General features: G+C 65.8%; 20 protein-coding genes. 1 reads left to right on the top strand and 19 read right to left on the bottom strand.

Features of this window, described 5'->3' with window-relative positions; genetic code table 11:
* Positions 1–24: 24 nt before the first annotated feature.
* The 7 genes from rplQ to AC5RTY_RS01045 form a co-directional block, all read right to left on the bottom strand.
* Positions 25–588 carry a 50S ribosomal protein L17 gene (gene rplQ, locus AC5RTY_RS01015; RefSeq protein WP_494022499.1) on the bottom strand — a complete coding sequence of 188 codons (564 nt, stop codon included), beginning with the start codon at positions 586–588 and terminating at the stop codon, positions 25–27.
* A gap of 65 nt (positions 589–653) precedes the next feature.
* Positions 654–1,658 carry a DNA-directed RNA polymerase subunit alpha gene (locus tag AC5RTY_RS01020; protein ID WP_493979200.1) on the bottom strand — a complete coding sequence of 335 codons (1,005 nt, stop codon included), beginning with the start codon at positions 1,656–1,658 and terminating at the stop codon, positions 654–656.
* Between the two features lie 158 nt (positions 1,659–1,816).
* Positions 1,817–2,218, bottom strand: a complete 402-nt coding sequence (gene rpsK / locus AC5RTY_RS01025) for a 30S ribosomal protein S11 (RefSeq protein ID WP_005267760.1) — start codon at positions 2,216–2,218, stop codon at positions 1,817–1,819.
* Positions 2,219–2,264: 46 nt separating this feature from the next.
* Complete coding sequence (gene rpsM, locus AC5RTY_RS01030; protein WP_493979201.1) at positions 2,265–2,639, bottom strand: 30S ribosomal protein S13; 375 nt, start codon at positions 2,637–2,639, stop codon at positions 2,265–2,267.
* Positions 2,640–2,799: 160 nt separating this feature from the next.
* The gene (rpmJ, locus tag AC5RTY_RS01035; RefSeq protein ID WP_005267758.1) at positions 2,800–2,913 is read right to left on the bottom strand and encodes a 50S ribosomal protein L36; all 114 of its coding nucleotides are present in this window, start codon (positions 2,911–2,913) and stop codon (positions 2,800–2,802) included.
* A 77-nt stretch (positions 2,914–2,990) separates the two neighbouring features.
* The gene (gene infA / locus AC5RTY_RS01040) at positions 2,991–3,212 is read right to left on the bottom strand and encodes a translation initiation factor IF-1 (protein WP_005267757.1); all 222 of its coding nucleotides are present in this window, start codon (positions 3,210–3,212) and stop codon (positions 2,991–2,993) included.
* A gap of 219 nt (positions 3,213–3,431) precedes the next feature.
* A complete protein-coding gene (locus AC5RTY_RS01045; protein WP_494138813.1) occupies positions 3,432–4,460 on the bottom strand; it encodes a P1 family peptidase in 1,029 nt (342 codons plus the stop codon).
* A gap of 254 nt (positions 4,461–4,714) precedes the next feature.
* Here AC5RTY_RS01045 and AC5RTY_RS01050 point away from each other — a divergent pair, with 254 nt between their 5' ends.
* The gene (locus tag AC5RTY_RS01050) at positions 4,715–6,328 is read left to right on the top strand and encodes an HNH endonuclease (protein ID WP_494138814.1); all 1,614 of its coding nucleotides are present in this window, start codon (positions 4,715–4,717) and stop codon (positions 6,326–6,328) included.
* Between the two features lie 63 nt (positions 6,329–6,391).
* On the opposite strand, the gene AC5RTY_RS01055 is transcribed toward AC5RTY_RS01050, so the two are convergent.
* The 12 genes from AC5RTY_RS01055 to rplX all read right to left on the bottom strand — a co-directional run bounded on the left by AC5RTY_RS01055 (position 6,392) and on the right by rplX (position 14,183).
* Positions 6,392–7,237, bottom strand: coding sequence for a metal-dependent hydrolase (locus AC5RTY_RS01055; protein ID WP_494128401.1), 846 nt, complete (start codon positions 7,235–7,237; stop codon positions 6,392–6,394).
* A gap of 264 nt (positions 7,238–7,501) precedes the next feature.
* Entirely contained in the window at positions 7,502–8,329 is an 828-nt protein-coding gene (gene map, locus AC5RTY_RS01060; protein ID WP_494138815.1) for a type I methionyl aminopeptidase, read from the bottom strand.
* A 31-nt stretch (positions 8,330–8,360) separates the two neighbouring features.
* The gene (locus tag AC5RTY_RS01065) at positions 8,361–8,936 is read right to left on the bottom strand and encodes an adenylate kinase (RefSeq protein WP_494022495.1); all 576 of its coding nucleotides are present in this window, start codon (positions 8,934–8,936) and stop codon (positions 8,361–8,363) included.
* Complete coding sequence (gene secY, locus AC5RTY_RS01070) at positions 8,933–10,246, bottom strand: preprotein translocase subunit SecY (RefSeq protein ID WP_493979207.1); 1,314 nt, start codon at positions 10,244–10,246, stop codon at positions 8,933–8,935. The genes AC5RTY_RS01065 and secY overlap by 4 nt, the downstream gene beginning before the upstream one ends.
* A 196-nt stretch (positions 10,247–10,442) precedes the next feature.
* Positions 10,443–10,898: a 50S ribosomal protein L15 gene (rplO, locus tag AC5RTY_RS01075; RefSeq protein WP_493979208.1), complete on the bottom strand. Its 456-nt coding sequence runs from the start codon at positions 10,896–10,898 to the stop codon at positions 10,443–10,445.
* Positions 10,899–10,900: 2 nt separating this feature from the next.
* Positions 10,901–11,113, bottom strand: a complete 213-nt coding sequence (gene rpmD / locus AC5RTY_RS01080) for a 50S ribosomal protein L30 (protein ID WP_127511076.1) — start codon at positions 11,111–11,113, stop codon at positions 10,901–10,903.
* On the bottom strand, positions 11,113–11,829 hold the full coding sequence (gene rpsE, locus AC5RTY_RS01085; protein ID WP_493989347.1) for a 30S ribosomal protein S5: 717 nt from the start codon (positions 11,827–11,829) through the stop codon (positions 11,113–11,115). The genes rpmD and rpsE overlap by 1 nt, the downstream gene beginning before the upstream one ends.
* Positions 11,826–12,209 (bottom strand): 50S ribosomal protein L18, encoded by a 384-nt coding sequence (rplR, locus tag AC5RTY_RS01090; RefSeq protein ID WP_127511074.1) that lies wholly within the window; start codon positions 12,207–12,209, stop codon positions 11,826–11,828. The genes rpsE and rplR overlap by 4 nt, the downstream gene beginning before the upstream one ends.
* 3 nt (positions 12,210–12,212) lie before the next feature.
* On the bottom strand, positions 12,213–12,749 hold the full coding sequence (gene rplF / locus AC5RTY_RS01095) for a 50S ribosomal protein L6 (RefSeq protein WP_494000475.1): 537 nt from the start codon (positions 12,747–12,749) through the stop codon (positions 12,213–12,215).
* A gap of 18 nt (positions 12,750–12,767) precedes the next feature.
* Entirely contained in the window at positions 12,768–13,166 is a 399-nt protein-coding gene (rpsH, locus tag AC5RTY_RS01100; protein ID WP_136784914.1) for a 30S ribosomal protein S8, read from the bottom strand.
* A gap of 82 nt (positions 13,167–13,248) precedes the next feature.
* On the bottom strand, positions 13,249–13,818 hold the full coding sequence (rplE, locus tag AC5RTY_RS01105) for a 50S ribosomal protein L5 (RefSeq protein ID WP_493989348.1): 570 nt from the start codon (positions 13,816–13,818) through the stop codon (positions 13,249–13,251).
* Positions 13,818–14,183 carry a 50S ribosomal protein L24 gene (gene rplX, locus AC5RTY_RS01110; RefSeq protein WP_493979212.1) on the bottom strand — a complete coding sequence of 122 codons (366 nt, stop codon included), beginning with the start codon at positions 14,181–14,183 and terminating at the stop codon, positions 13,818–13,820. Before rplX ends, rplE begins: the two co-directional genes overlap by 1 nt.
* Positions 14,184–14,186 lie beyond the last annotated feature (3 nt).

A 14,186-nucleotide genomic window follows, 5' to 3' on the forward strand; every position in this document is an offset into this window, starting at 1 on the left:
GCTTCAAGCAGTGAAGGCGAAGAACTACTTCTTCTCTTCGGCAGCTTCCTCGGCGGACTCGGCCGACGGAGCGGACTCTGCGGACTCGGGAGAGTCTGCGGAATCGCCGGACTGCGCCGACTCGGGCGAGTCAGCGGACTCGGCCGAAGCGGTCTCTTCCTCGACCGGAGCCGGGGCAGCCTTGGCCGTGGCCTTCTCGGCCTCGTTCACGACGGCCTGCTTCGGGGACACCGGCTCCATCACCAGTTCGATGACGGCCATGGGGGCGTTGTCGCCCTTGCGGTTGCCGATCTTGGTGATGCGGGTGTACCCGCCGTCGCGGTTGGTCATCACCGGCGCGATGTCGGTGAACAGCTCGTGCACGATGCCCTTGTTGCTGATCACTGCCAGCACGCGGCGGCGCGAGGCCAGGTCGCCGCGCTTGGCGAACGTGATCAGGCGCTCGGCGAACGGGCGCAGGCGCTTGGCCTTGGTGACCGTGGTGGTGATCCGCTTGTGCTCGAAGAGCGCGGCGGACAGGTTGGCGAGCATCAGGCGCTCGTGGGCAGGACCGCCTCCGAGGCGCGGACCCTTAGCGGGGGTAGGCATTATGTTTTCTCCTCAATGGTGCCGCTGTGCGCTCCCGAGCGCCGTGGCGGCAGAATTCTTGCGTTTTAGAGTTCGTCCTCGAAGGTTTCGTCCTCGTCGATGGCTGCGGCGCGGGCAGCCAGATCGAACCCAGGGGGCGAATCCTTCAGCGACAGACCCAGTTCCACCAGCTTTGCCTTGACCTCGTCGATGGACTTGGCACCGAAGTTGCGGATGTCCATCAGGTCGGCCTCGGAGCGGGCTACGAGTTCACCCACGGTGTGGATGCCCTCACGCTTAAGGCAGTTGTAGGAACGGACGGTCAGTTCCAGGTCCTCGATCGGCAGGGCCATGTCGGCAGCCAGGGCGGCGTCCGTGGGGCTCGGGCCAATCTCGATGCCTTCGGCGGCGGTGTTCAACTCGCGGGCCAGGCCGAACAGTTCAACCAGGGTGGTTCCGGCAGAGGCGACGGCGTCGCGCGGTGCAATGGAGGCCTTGGTTTCGACGTCGACAATCAGGCGGTCGAAGTCGGTGCGCTGCTCAACACGGGTTGCCTCAACCTTGAAGGTCACCTTCAGCACCGGCGAGTAGATGGAGTCGACCGGGATGCGGCCGATCTCCTGGTCGCCGGACTTGTTCTGGGCTGCCGACACGTAGCCACGGCCGCGTTCGATGGTCAGCTCGAGTTCGAACTTGCCCTTCTCGTTCAGCGTGGCGATGTGCAGGTCCGGGTTGTGGAACTCCACGCCGGCCGGCGGCGCGATGTCCGCGGCGGTGACGACACCGGGTCCCTGCTTGCGCAGGTAGGCAACCACGGGCTCGTCGTGCTCGGAGGAGACAGCCAGGTTCTTGATGTTCAGGATGATCTCGGTGACATCTTCCTTCACACCCGGCACGGTGGTGAACTCATGCAGCACGCCGTCGATGCGGATGCTGGTGACGGCAGCCCCCGGAATCGAGGACAGGAGCGTGCGGCGGAGGGAGTTTCCGAGGGTGTAGCCAAAGCCCGGCTCCAGCGGTTCGATGACGAACCGGGAACGGTTATCGGCCACTACTTCTTCAGTAAGGGTGGGGCGCTGTGCAATGAGCACTTAGATTTCCTTTCAGCGAGCATCCGCTATATGACGCAGCACGAATTGGTGGAAAAGGGCGGCTGGTCAGCCTCCAGCGTGGAACTTTCGGCCGCCGACAGAGTCTCCCGCGAAAGTGGGAGGAATCTGTGCGGCGGCCAAAAGTATCCTTGGGCTGTTTAGACGCGGCGGCGCTTCGGCGGACGGCATCCGTTGTGCGCGCTGGGGGTGACGTCCTGGATGGAGCCAACCTCGAGGCCAGCGGCCTGCAGCGAACGGATTGCGGTCTCGCGTCCGGATCCCGGGCCCTTCACGAAGACGTCGACCTTCTTCAGGCCGTGCTCCTGGGCACGCTTGGCGGCCGATTCGGCAGCCATCTGCGCGGCGAACGGGGTGGACTTGCGGGAGCCCTTGAAGCCAACCTCGCCGGCCGAGGCCCACGAGATGACGGCACCGGTCGGGTCTGTGATGGACACGATGGTGTTGTTGAAGGTGCTCTTGATGTGCGCCTGGCCCAGCGCGATGTTCTTCTTGTCCTTGCGACGCGGCTTGCGTACCGCTCCACGAGTCTTGGGGGGCATTGCTTCTCCTACAAAGTTGGTTGGTAGCTATCTGACCGGCTGGGAATCAGCGGGTCTTCTTCTTACCGGCGACGGTGCGCTTCGGGCCCTTGCGGGTGCGAGCGTTGGTCTTGGTGCGCTGTCCGCGGACGGGCAGGCCACGGCGGTGGCGGATGCCTTCGTAGCTGCCGATCTCAACCTTGCGGCGGATGTCGGCTGCAACTTCGCGGCGGAGGTCGCCTTCTACCTTGTAGTTGCCCTCGATGAAGTCACGCAGCTGCACGAGCTCAGCGTCGGTGAGGTCCTTGACGCGGGTTTCCGGGCTGATGCCGGTCTCCGCGATAACCTGCTCTGCACGGGTCTTACCCACGCCGTAGATGTAAGTCAGGGCGATAATTACCCGCTTTTCGCGGGGAATATCTACGCCAGCGAGACGAGCCATAGTGGCGGTTCTCCTTGTTGTATCCGGAGGTCTGAAGCAGCGCGGCCCCGTTGTTCGGGTCCCCGGCCTCCGTGCCGGGGGTGTGCAGGTTGCCCTGCTGCGCTGCCTTTATCTTGAGTTACTACGCGTGGGCGTGCTGCCCCTGCTTGAAGCAGGAGTCTTAGCCCTGGCGCTGCTTGTGGCGCGGGTTCTCGCAGATCACAATGACGTTGCCCTTGCGACGAATCACCTGGCACTTGTCACAAATCCGCTTGACGCTCGGCTGGACCTTCATGGTTTTCCTTTGCGTTGTTAGCTGATGCTGCCTTGTAACTACTTACGGTTCTCCACAGTTGCCTGCGGCATAAGCCTTTACTTGTAGCGGTAGACGATACGGCCCCGTGAGAGGTCGTACGGGCTGAGTTCCACCACAACGCGGTCCTCGGGGAGGATCCTGATGTAGTGCTGACGCATCTTTCCCGAGATATGAGCCAGCACAACGTGCCCGTTGGTCAACTCAACGCGGAACATCGCATTGGGCAGAGCCTCCTGCACAGTGCCTTCAATCTCAATGACACCGTCTTTCTTAGCCATATCCTCCGCTAACGTCAGTAACCATCGCCGGAGCGGTGGCTAGTTTTAGGGTTTCGCTTGCCGCTACACTCCCACTGAGCCGTACGTTCCGGCAGGCTTTCGCGGGCGCCATGCACCCGAAGATGGGCATGAAAGTAGAGACAACCAACAGACAACTGTACTCCGGAAGCCGGATAAAGTTAAATCCGGGTAACGCCTGGGGCCCGCGCGCGGCAGACTTCAGCCGAGGTGCGGATACTTCTCCAGTACGACGCCGGAGCCCTCCCACCGCTCGGCGCTTGCCACCGCGTCCCAAATGGCCGCGGTGACCGCTTCCGCGGCCAGCACGTGCAGTTCCGCCCGGGGATCAATGGGCCCGTCCTGCACCAGCTGCTGCGCCCCGGTGGCCAGGACGAAGATCACGTCCCCGTCCATCAGGGTGTGCGACGGGCTAACCGCCCGGGCCAATCCGGCGTGCGCGGCGGAGGCCGTCCGCTTGGCCTGCGCCGGATCCAACACGGCGTTGGTGGCGACCACGCACAGGGTGGTGTTCAGCGGCCCGGCTCCCTGTGAGCCGCTTCCTCTCGGTGCTCCTGCCGCTCCCGGTGCTCCGGACCCTCCTGCCGCGCCGGGTGTGCCAAGCGGTTCTTCTGCTTGCGCCGCGGGCGATGCTCCCCTGGTCCCATGGAACGGATTGCCGGCGGCATTGGCCACCGCGAGCGCGCCGACCACGATTCCCTCGTTCGCGCCGCTCATGCGCAGCGAGGCGGTCCCCACTCCCCCCTTGTACTGCTGGAAGCCCATCGCAGCCCCGGTGCCGGCGCCCGCATTACCCCGCTGCACCACACCAAAGTCCTCCATCGCGCCGGCGGAGGCAGCGGCGTCGTACCCCATCTGCTCATCAGGCCGCGCCCTGATGTCCCCGCCGCGGCCCAGGTCGTAGAGGGCAGCGGCCGGGACAATCGGCACCACCGCATTCTGGGTGCGGAAGCCGCGCCCCTGCTCCTCCAGCCAGCGCTGCGCGCCGTGCGCGGCCACCAGCCCGAAGGCGCTGCCCCCGGCGAGCACCACGGCATCCACGGTGGGCACCAGCGTGGTGGGATCGAGCGCGTCGGTCTCGTGCGTGGCCGGCCCGCCCCCGCGGACATCCACTGCGCCGACCGTCCCGGCGGGCGGCAGCACCACGGTGACGCCGGTGAGCCAGCCGTCGCCGATCTTCTGGACCTGGCCCACGCGGACGCCGGGCACGTCGGTAATGGAAGAAGCCATGGCCTCATCCTCACCCGGAGGATGGGGATGGGCAAGGATGAGGCGCAGCGGTAAGCACGCTCGGCACGTCTCCCCTGCCCACCGGTCCGCTGCGGGTTCCGAAACTGTCGTACCCGGCTAATAGCCTGTTCCTAGTAGTTCAGCAGCATCGTTGGCCATCGGGACGGAGGTCTCGGCGGCGTCTGTGGACCTTGTTCCATGACCTCTCGTAGTCGTAGCCGTGCCGCGGGCACGCCGAAGACTGAGACGCCGACATGTTTGATCCGGCCGGAGCCGAGCCACCAGCAGCAGCCGAGGCACGCGAAGCAGCGCATCCAGCGCGGGGAGCGCATCCAGCGCGGGGAGCGCGGGGAGCGCGGCCTGCGCACGCCGAACAGGGTGGGCCGGTCCGGACGCCCGGGATCAACGCCTTCGCCGGTGCCCTGGCCCGGGTCGACCTGCTCGGTTCCGAACAGGACCTGGTGGACCGGATCACCGCGCTGGAAAACGCCAAGGACGCGGCCGCCGCCGCCCAAGCCAAACTGCAGGTAGCCCTGGATGAGGCCACGCGGGCCCGGCGCGCCGCCGCCGGGGTCCCGAAGAACCGGCAGGGCCAGGGCATCGCGAAGCAGATCGGGCTGGCGCGGCGGGAATCCCCGCACCGCGCCGCACTCATGCTCGGCGTCGCGAAGATCCTGGTCACTGAAATGCCGCACACCCTCAACGCCCTGGCCACCGGGCACCTGAACGAGTGGCGCGCAGCGACCCTGGTCCGCGAAACCGCGTGTCTGACCAAGGAGGACCGGGCCGCGGTGGACCAGGAACTGGCCGGCAACCCGGCCCGCCTTCACGGGCTGGGCAACCGGCAACTCGAAGCCGAAGCCAAACGGATCGCCTACCGTCTGGACCCCCGCGCCGTCGTGCACCGCGCCGCAAAAGCCGAAGCCGACCGGCACGTCTCCGCCCGCCCCCAACCCGACACAATGGTGGCCGTCCGGACACTGCTGCCCGTCGTCCAGGGCGTGGCCCTGATGGCCGCGCTGCACCGCGAAGCCGACCGGTTGCGCAACAACGGCGATGTCAGGACTCGCGGCCAGGCCATGGCCGATACCATGTTCGAACGCGTCACCGGTGCCTCCACCGCCGACCCGGCCCGCACCGAAATACAGCTCGTCATGACCGACCGCGCCCTGCTCCAAGGCGACAGCGAACCGGCCTGGCTCACAGGCTACGGCGTCGTCCCGGCTCAGTACGCCCGAGACCTCATCCGCCTCCCGCAAAACCCGCCCGTACCAACCGGCACCGCCAGGGCCGGCATCGGCCACGCAGCGGGCTTGGCCGGCAAGAGGCCACCCGACCAAAGCGCACCGGCAGGAACGCTGACCGACCAGGAGCCGCAGGGCCAAGCGCCCCGACAGAACGCGCCGCCGGCAGGCACCGAACCTGGTTGGAAGACCGCACGGCAGGCCGCCCGACGCAGCAAAGAGCTGAAACCCGGCGGCGTTGCGGACGTCTGGATCCGCCGCCTCTACACCGCCCCCGGCACCGGGCAACTGCTCGGCATGGATTCGAAAGCCCGCAGGTTCCCGGCCGGACTACGCCGGATGGTCATCGCCCGCGACCAGGTCTGCTCCGGCCCCTGGTGCGACGCCCCGATCCGGCACATCGACCACATCGTCGCCTGGTCCGACGGCGGGAAAACCACCATCACCAACGGACAGGGCCTGTGCGAACGCTGTAACCAAGACAAAGAAGCCGAAAGCTGGTCCAGCCGGACAGTCGCCGGGCCCCGGCATCAGGTCGAGACCACTACCCCCACCGGGCACACCTACACCAACACCGCGCCGCCACCGCCGGGCACCCCGCCGCCCGACACCAAAGCGGCGTAAGCGGCCAGCCCGTTGCCGCTCGGGGAAGGCCCTCAGACTCTTCTCGAATCCGGCGATTAGCAGCTAGCCGGCCCCGATGGCCACCAGGCTCTGCTGCCCGACGTCGAGGCACGCCCCGAGGAGTAGGACCACCACATAGGCGCTGACCGGGACCAGCAGCGCCCACTCGCGTGCCGAACCGGCATTGCCCAGCAGCGGCAGGGCGAAGTAGCCGTTCCGCCGCCAAATGGCGTTGAGCAACGGGATCCTGCGCCACACCTTCGGTGGCTTGATCCGCAGCGGCCACAGCAAATTCACTCCCCCGGTGGTCAGCATGTCGCCGAGCACATGCATGACGACGCCGATGCCCATGGCCAGCGGGAACCAGTTGTGCTGTTCCGGGGCGTACAGGGCGATGAAGACCGCCACAGACAGGCCGACGGCCCACGGTATTTTCTGCAGCCCGTCGGGCAGGAACTTCAGGGCCTTGGCGGCAAAGGCCACCAGCAACACGCACAGAATGCCGGCGCCCGGGTAGACCGTGCCGAACCGCTCGGTCTCGGCAGTCCAGAGCCCGGCGACCCACGCGATCGCGACGAACGCCGCCAGGCCGATCAGCGAGTGGGTGCCCCTGCGGTGCCCGCCGGCCACGGCGCCAATGCCGGCACAGACCGCGTTGGAGAGCGGCGGCAGCGAGCGGGCGATGGTGGCGTGGCGGTGGTCGGCATCCGGGACGAGTGCGGCGCCGGCGGTCACCATGGCACCGGTAATCAGGCCGAGCGGCCCCACGTCCAGCAGCCCCCAGCCCAGGGTGAGGCTCTGCCCGCCCCAGCCCATCGGCGTCGTCAGGGCATCCAGCGGTATGTGGACCTGGCTGGTGACCGCGATCCAGGCGGCGGCGCCGGAGAGGGCGTGGTGGGCTCCCATCATGATGGGCAAGGTCCTTTCGGGAGTGCGGCGTCCGCGCGCAGCCTATCGACTGACAGGCCAGGGTGGGTAGTGCGGTATCCGGGCGCAGCCAGTCGGCTGGCCGCGGCGAGCCGGGATCAGGGTGCGGAGCCAGTCGGCTGGCCCAGGGCAGGGATCGTGGCTGCGGGCTGCGGATTAACCTCTAAAGGCCGGGCCGGCTGGACGATGGATCCAGCGGGACCCGGCCTTTCGATGACGTCAGGCCAAGGGTGTGGCAGGGGGCGTTTAGTCCAGCGGTACCGGGGTAACCCCCAGCGGAGCCAGCCTGGCCGCTCCCCCGTCTTCGGCGGTCAAAACCCAGATGCCGCCGTCGTGCACTGCCACGGTGTGCTCCCACTGGCAGGACCGCGAGCCGTCCGTGGTCACGACGGTCCAGTCGTCGTCCAGCACCTTGGTCTCGATGTCCCCGCGCACCAGCATGGGTTCGATGGCCAGGCAGAGCCCGGGACGGATCTTCGGGCCGCGGTGGTTCGTCCGGTAGTTCAGCACGTCCGGGGCCTGATGCATGGCGGTGCCGATGCCGTGGCCCACGTAGTCCTCCAGGATGCCCAACGGTTTGCCCGGCACCGAGGAGACGTAGTCGTCGATGGCGTTGCCGATGTCGCCCACGCGGTGGCCGGTGGCGAGGGCGGCAATGCCGTGCCACATGGCCTCCTCCGTGACGTCCGACAGCCGCTGGTCTTCCGGATCGGCGGTGCCCACGATCACGCCGCGGGCGGAGTCGCCGTGCCAGCCGTCAATGCTGCAGCCCCCGTCGATCGAGATAATGTCCCCGTCGCCGAGCACCTTGCCGCCCGGGATTCCATGGACCACTTCCTCGTTGACGGACACGCAGACCGTTGCGGGGAAGCCGTGGTAGCCCTTGAAATTGCTCTTGGCCCCGGCCTCGTTCAGCACCGCTTCGAAGGCCGCGTCCACATCCGCGGTCGTCGCGCCGGGGACGGCGGCGGCAACCGCAGCGTCCAGGGCGCGGCTGACCACCAGGCCGGCGGTCCGCATTTTCCGGATCTGGTCCTTGGTCTTGTATTCGATGCTGGGCTGGCCGAAGGCCATGGGCTGCCTCTTCTAACTCTCTGGCGGGGTGTCAGGCCGTGACGGACTTGAGCGCGGACATGATGCGCTCGGTGACCTCGTCGATGTCGCCGATGCCGTCAACGGTCGCGACGATCCCGCGGTCAGCGTAACGGCTCACCACGGCCTCCGTCTGCTCGTGGTACAGGGCCAGCCGGCGCCGGATCACCGTTTCGTTGTCGTCGCTGCGGCCTTCCTGCGCGGCGCGGCCGAGCAGGCGCTTGACCAGCTCCTCGTCGTCGGCGGTCAGTTGCAGCACGATGTCCAGCTGCGAGCCGGCCTCGGCCAGGATGCTGTCCAACTCGTCGACCTGGCCGCTGGTGCGGGGGTAGCCGTCCAGCAGGAAGCCGTCGGCGGCGTCGGGCTGCTTCAACCGGTCGCGCACCATGTTGTTGGTGACGCTGTCCGGCACGAACTCGCCCTTGTCGATGTACTTCTTGGCCTCGACGCCGAGCGGGGTCTCTTCCTTCACGTTGGCGCGGAAGATGTCTCCGGTGGAGATCGCGACGATGCCCAGCCGGTCGGAGATGCGGGAGGCCTGGGTGCCTTTGCCCGATCCGGGCGGGCCGATAATGAGCATTTGTGTCATCGCAGAAGTCCTTCGTAGTGACGTTGCTGTAGTTGTGCGTTGATTTGTTTGACGGTCTCCAGGCCCACACCAACCATGATGAGGATGGAGACGCCGCCGAACGGGAAGTTCTGGTTGGCGTTGATCAGTACCAGGGCGATCAGCGGGATGAGCGAGACGATGCCCAGGTAGAGCGCGCCGGGCAGCGTGATCCTGGCCAGCACGTACTGCAGGTACTCGGCCGTGGGGCGGCCGGCCCGGATGCCCGGGATGAAGCCGCCGTACTTCTTCATGTTCTCCGCGACTTCCTCGGGGTTGAACGTGATCGCCACGTAGAAGTAGGTGAAGAAGACGATCAGCGCGAAGTAAACCGCCATGTAGAAGGGCGAGTCCCCGCTGACCAAGTAGGTGTTGATCCAGTTGACCCACTCCGGCGGCGCGGTGGTGCCGTCGGCCGGCGTGTTGAACTGGGCGATCAGGGACGGCAGGTACAGCATCGACGACGCGAAGATTACCGGGATGACACCGGCCATGTTCACCTTGATCGGAATGTAGGTGCTGGTGCCGCCGACCGTGCGGCGTCCCACCATGCGCTTGGCGTACTGCACGGGGATGCGGCGCTGCGACTGTTCCACGAAGACCACCGCGGCGACGGTCAGCAGGCCGACGATCAGCACGCCCAGGAACACGTTCACGCCCTGGGTGTTCCAGATCTCGCCGAGCGAGCTCGGGAAACCGGCGGCGATGGAGATGAAGATCAGCAGGGACATGCCGTTGCCGACGCCCTTTTCGGTGATCAGCTCGCCCATCCACATGATCAGGCCGGTGCCTGCGGTCAGGGTCAGGATGATCAGGGAGATCGTGACCAGGTTGTCCTCGGGGATGATCGGGACCGGGCAGTCCCCCAGGAGGGCGCCGGTCCGCGCCAGCGACACCAGCGTCGTGGCGTTGAGCAGGCCCAGCGCGATGGTCAGGTAACGGGTGTACTGCGTGAGCTTGGACTGGCCCTGCGGGCCTTCCTGATGCAGTTCCTGGAACCGGGGAATGACGACGCGCAGCAACTGCACGATGATGCTGGCGGTGATGTACGGCATGATGCCGAGGGCGAAGATGGACACCTGCAGCAGCGCACCGCCGCTGAAGAGGTTGACGAACTGGTACAGCCCGCCGCTGGTGTTGCCCAGCGCCAGACACTGCTGCACGTTGCCGTAGTCCACGCCGGGGGCGGGGATGAAGACGCCCATGCGGTAGACCGTCATGATGCCGAGCGTGAACAGCAACTTGCGCCGCAGGTCCGGCGTCCGGAATGCCCGGCCAATTGCGCTAAGCAAGCGTCCTCCCAAGAAGTTTTTGATGCCGCTGCGCGGCAAGTCACAAGATCCGAGTCTATCGGCTCGGCCCGTTCGCATTAAACGGGTTAAGAATACGTGGTGTGCCTTAAAGCGGCTGAACTCGTGGCGGCCGGCGTAAACCGGCCACCACGAGTTCAGTCAGAGGCTGCTAAAAGACCCCACCAGTCACGGGCTGCTAGAGCGCCGTCACGGTGCCGCCGGCGGCGGCGATCTTTTCAGCGGCACTGGCGGAGAAGGCGTCAACCTTCACATCGACCTTGACGGTGATGTCGCCGGTGCCCAGGACCTTCACGGGCTGGTTCTTGCGAACCGCACCCTTGGCCACCAGGGCGTCCACGGTCACTTCGCCGCCCTCGGGGAACAGCTCGTTGAGCTTGTCCAGGTTTACGACCTGGAATTCCACCTTGAACGGGTTCTTGAAGCCGCGCAGCTTCGGCAGGCGCATGTGCAGCGGCAGCTGGCCGCCGGCAAAGCCAGCCTTGACCTGGTAACGGGCCTTCGTACCCTTGGTACCGCGACCGGCGGTCTTGCCCTTGGAGCCTTCACCACGACCGACACGGGTCTTGGCGGTCTTGGCACCGGGGGCAGGACGCAGGTGGTGGACCTTCAGAGTTTTGTTCTCTTCTGCCATCTTTACTTCGCCTCCTCAACCTTCACCAGGTGAGAAACAGTGTTGACCATGCCGACGGTCACTGCATCGGCGCTGCGGACAACAGTGTGTCCGATGCGCTTCAGGCCCAGTGAACGCAGCGTGTCGCGCTGGTTCTGCTTGCCGCCAATGACGGACTTGATCTGCGTGATTTCCAACTGCGCATCCGACGGAGTCAGATTCTTGGGTGTGGTCATTACGCACCTGCCTTCTGCATGTTGCGCAGCAGGATAGCCGGAGCAACCTCGTCCAGGGGCAGGCCACGGCGGGCAGCCACGGAGCGGGGCTCCTCCAGGCGACGCAGCGCATCGACTGTAGCGTGCACAATGTTGATCGCGTTGGCCGAGCCGAGCGACTTGGAGAGCACGTCGTGGATACCGGCGCACTCGAGCACGGCGCGGACCGGGCCACCGGCGATCACACCGGTACCGGCAGCAGCCGGACGCAGCATGACAACGCCTGCAGCGGCTTCGCCCTGCACCTGGTGCGGAACGGTGCCGGCGATGATCGGCACGCGGAAGAAGGACTTCTTGGCCTCTTCCACGCCCTTGGCGATCGCCGCCGGAACTTCCTTGGCCTTGCCGTAGCCCACGCCGACCATGCCGTTGCCGTCGCCGACAACTACCAGGGCCGTGAAGCTAAAGCGGCGGCCGCCCTTGACGACCTTGGACACGCGGTTGATGGTGACGACGCGCTCGAGGAACTTGTCCTTCTCGGCGTCGCGGGCGTTGTCGCGGCCACGGCCGCGGCCGCCACGGTCGTTGCCACCACGGTCGCTGCCACCGCGTTCGCCACGACGGCCGCCGCGGCGGTCCTCCTGGCCGGAAGCAGCGGTGGTTTCAGCGGATCCCGCGGCAGCGGTCTCAGTTGCTTCAGTCACCTGAGTTTCCTTTTCGTTGTTCTCAGCGGTCACAGTGCCAGCCCACCTTCACGTGCGCCGTCGGCAACCGCTGCGATACGGCCGTGGTACCGGTTGCCGCCGCGGTCAAAGACCACGGCCTCAACACCGGCAGCCTTGGCACGCTCGGCAACGAGCTCGCCGACGCGCTTTGCCTTGGCGGACTTGTCGCCGTCGAGCGCCCGCAGGTCGGCTTCCATGGTGGAAGCGGAAGCCACGGTGATGCCCTTGCTGTCATCGACAACCTGGACAAAGATGTGGCGTGCGGAGCGGTTGACCACCAGGCGCGGACGGACCGCGGTACCGGTGATGCGCTTGCGGACGCGCAGGTGGCGGCGGCCGCGTGCTGCGGACTTGGACTTCGAGGTCCGCTTCTTATTAATGCTGATCGCCATGGTTTACTTACCAGCCTTTCCGACCTTGCGGCGGATTTGCTCGCCGGCGTAGCGAACGCCCTTGCCCTTGTAGGGGTCGGGCTTGCGCAGCTTGCGGATGTTGGCAGCAACTTCGCCGACCTGCTGCTTGTTGATACCGGAAACGGAGAGCTTGGTGGCGCCCTCCACGGCGAAGGTGATTCCCTCGGGTGCGTTGACGACCACCGGGTGGCTGAAGCCGAGGGCGAACTCGAGGTCCGAGCCCTTGGCCTGCACGCGGTAACCGGTGCCGACGATCTCAAGGTTCTTCTTGTAGCCTTCGGTGACGCCGACGATCATGTTGTTGATCAGCGTGCGGGTCAGGCCGTGCAGGGACCGCGATTCGCGCTCGTCGTTCGGGCGGGAGACGGTGATGGTGTTCTCGTCCAGGGAAGCCGTGATGGGCGAAGCCAGAGTGTGGCTCAGCTCGCCCTTGGCGCCCTTGACGGAGACGACGTTGCCGTCGATCTTGACCTCAACGCCTGCGGGAACGGTGATGGGGAGACGTCCAATACGTGACATTTAATCTCTTCCTTTCCGTTACCAGACGTAAGCGAGGACTTCGCCGCCCACGCCCTTCTTGCCGGCCTGACGATCAGTCATCAGCCCGGAAGAGGTGGACAGGATTGCGATGCCCAGGCCACCGAGTACGTGCGGCAGGTTGGTGGACTTCGCGTAAACGCGCAGACCGGGCTTGGAGATGCGGCGGATGCCGGCGATGGAACGCTCGCGGTTCGGACCGAACTTGAGTTCCAGGGTCAGCTTCTTGCCAACCTCGGCCTCTTCTTCCTTCCAGCCGGCGATGTAGCCTTCGGCCTTCAGGATGTCGGCGACGCGAGCCTTGAGCTTGCTGTACGGCATCGACACTGAGTCGTGGTATGCCGAGTTGGCGTTGCGCAGACGCGTGAGCATGTCTGCGACAGGATCTGTCATAGTCATTGTGGGCTCTTGCCCTTCCTCGTAACGGTTTCCTCGCTCCGGTCAGCGCTGGGCGCCGGGGCGGGACCTTTCACGTAGCTAATTAATCTTCGGTCTTGAACGGGAAGCCCAGCGCCTTCAGCAGCGCGCGGCCCTCGTCATCGGTCTTTGCAGTGGTTACTACGGTGATATCCATACCGCGCACGCGGTCGATCTTGTCCTGATCGATCTCGTGGAACATGGACTGTTCGGTCAGACCGAAGGTGTAGTTGCCGTTGCCGTCGAACTGCTTGCCGTTGAGGCCGCGGAAGTCGCGGATACGGGGCAGGGCCAGGGTGACCAGGCGGTCCACGAATTCCCACATGCGGTCGCCGCGCAGCGTCGCGTGGGCGCCGATCGGCATGCCTTCGCGCAGCTTGAACTGGGCGATGGACTTGCGGGCCTTGGTGATCTGCGGCTTCTGACCGGTGATCTGGGTCAGGTCGCGCACGGCGCCGTCGATGAGCTTGGAGTCCTTGGCTGCATCTCCAACACCCATGTTGACTACGACCTTGACCAGGCGGGGAACCTGGTTCACGTTCTCGTACTTGAACTCGTCCCGCAGAGCCTGCTTGATCTCGCCGGCGTAGCGAGTCTTCAGGCGGGGGACGATCTTGGTGACAGTCTCAGTCATTAGAGGTCCTTCCCGGAGGCCTTGGACACGCGGATGCGCACAGTGCGCTCACGGCCATCACGCTCGACGGTTTCGGTGCGGTAGCCAACGCGGGTCGGCTTCTTGGTCTCGGGATCGACGATCGCCACGTTCGAGATGTGGATCGGGGCCTCAACGGTCTCGATGCCACCGGTCTTCGTGCCGCGTTCCGACTGCCCGGCCTTGGTGTGCTTGGTGACGCGGTTAACGCCTTCGACCAGCACCCGGTTGGACTCCGTGAACACCTTCAGGACCTTGCCCTGCTTGCCGCGGTCGCCGCCGCGCTCAGCCTTGGCACCGGTGATGACCTGAACCAGGTCACCCTTCTTGATCTTGTACTTAGCCATGGA

The sequence above is a fragment of the Arthrobacter sp. Y3224055 genome (genome assembly GCF_059090825.1).

What these genes read in the sequence shown, in the direction of transcription:
- rplQ (WP_494022499.1), bottom strand. Translation starts at nt 588, where the DNA reads ATGCCTACCCCCGCTAAGGGTCCGCGCCTCGGAGGCGGTCCTGCCCAC.
- rpsK (WP_005267760.1), bottom strand. Translation starts at nt 2,218, where the DNA reads ATGCCCCCCAAGACTCGTGGAGCGGTACGCAAGCCGCGTCGCAAGGAC.
- rpsM (WP_493979201.1), bottom strand. Translation starts at nt 2,639, where the DNA reads ATGGCTCGTCTCGCTGGCGTAGATATTCCCCGCGAAAAGCGGGTAATT.
- rpmJ (WP_005267758.1), bottom strand. Translation starts at nt 2,913, where the DNA reads ATGAAGGTCCAGCCGAGCGTCAAGCGGATTTGTGACAAGTGCCAGGTG.
- infA (WP_005267757.1), bottom strand. Translation starts at nt 3,212, where the DNA reads ATGGCTAAGAAAGACGGTGTCATTGAGATTGAAGGCACTGTGCAGGAG.
- AC5RTY_RS01045 (WP_494138813.1), bottom strand. Translation starts at nt 4,460, where the DNA reads ATGGCTTCTTCCATTACCGACGTGCCCGGCGTCCGCGTGGGCCAGGTC.
- AC5RTY_RS01050 (WP_494138814.1), top strand. Translation starts at nt 4,715, where the DNA reads ATGTTTGATCCGGCCGGAGCCGAGCCACCAGCAGCAGCCGAGGCACGC.
- AC5RTY_RS01055 (WP_494128401.1), bottom strand. Translation starts at nt 7,237, where the DNA reads ATGATGGGAGCCCACCACGCCCTCTCCGGCGCCGCCGCCTGGATCGCG.
- map (WP_494138815.1), bottom strand. Translation starts at nt 8,329, where the DNA reads ATGGCCTTCGGCCAGCCCAGCATCGAATACAAGACCAAGGACCAGATC.
- AC5RTY_RS01065 (WP_494022495.1), bottom strand. Translation starts at nt 8,936, where the DNA reads ATGACACAAATGCTCATTATCGGCCCGCCCGGATCGGGCAAAGGCACC.
- rplO (WP_493979208.1), bottom strand. Translation starts at nt 10,898, where the DNA reads ATGGCAGAAGAGAACAAAACTCTGAAGGTCCACCACCTGCGTCCTGCC.
- rpmD (WP_127511076.1), bottom strand. Translation starts at nt 11,113, where the DNA reads ATGACCACACCCAAGAATCTGACTCCGTCGGATGCGCAGTTGGAAATC.
- rplR (WP_127511074.1), bottom strand. Translation starts at nt 12,209, where the DNA reads ATGGCGATCAGCATTAATAAGAAGCGGACCTCGAAGTCCAAGTCCGCA.
- rplF (WP_494000475.1), bottom strand. Translation starts at nt 12,749, where the DNA reads ATGTCACGTATTGGACGTCTCCCCATCACCGTTCCCGCAGGCGTTGAG.
- rpsH (WP_136784914.1), bottom strand. Translation starts at nt 13,166, where the DNA reads ATGACTATGACAGATCCTGTCGCAGACATGCTCACGCGTCTGCGCAAC.
- rplE (WP_493989348.1), bottom strand. Translation starts at nt 13,818, where the DNA reads ATGACTGAGACTGTCACCAAGATCGTCCCCCGCCTGAAGACTCGCTAC.
- rplX (WP_493979212.1), bottom strand. Translation starts at nt 14,183, where the DNA reads ATGGCTAAGTACAAGATCAAGAAGGGTGACCTGGTTCAGGTCATCACC.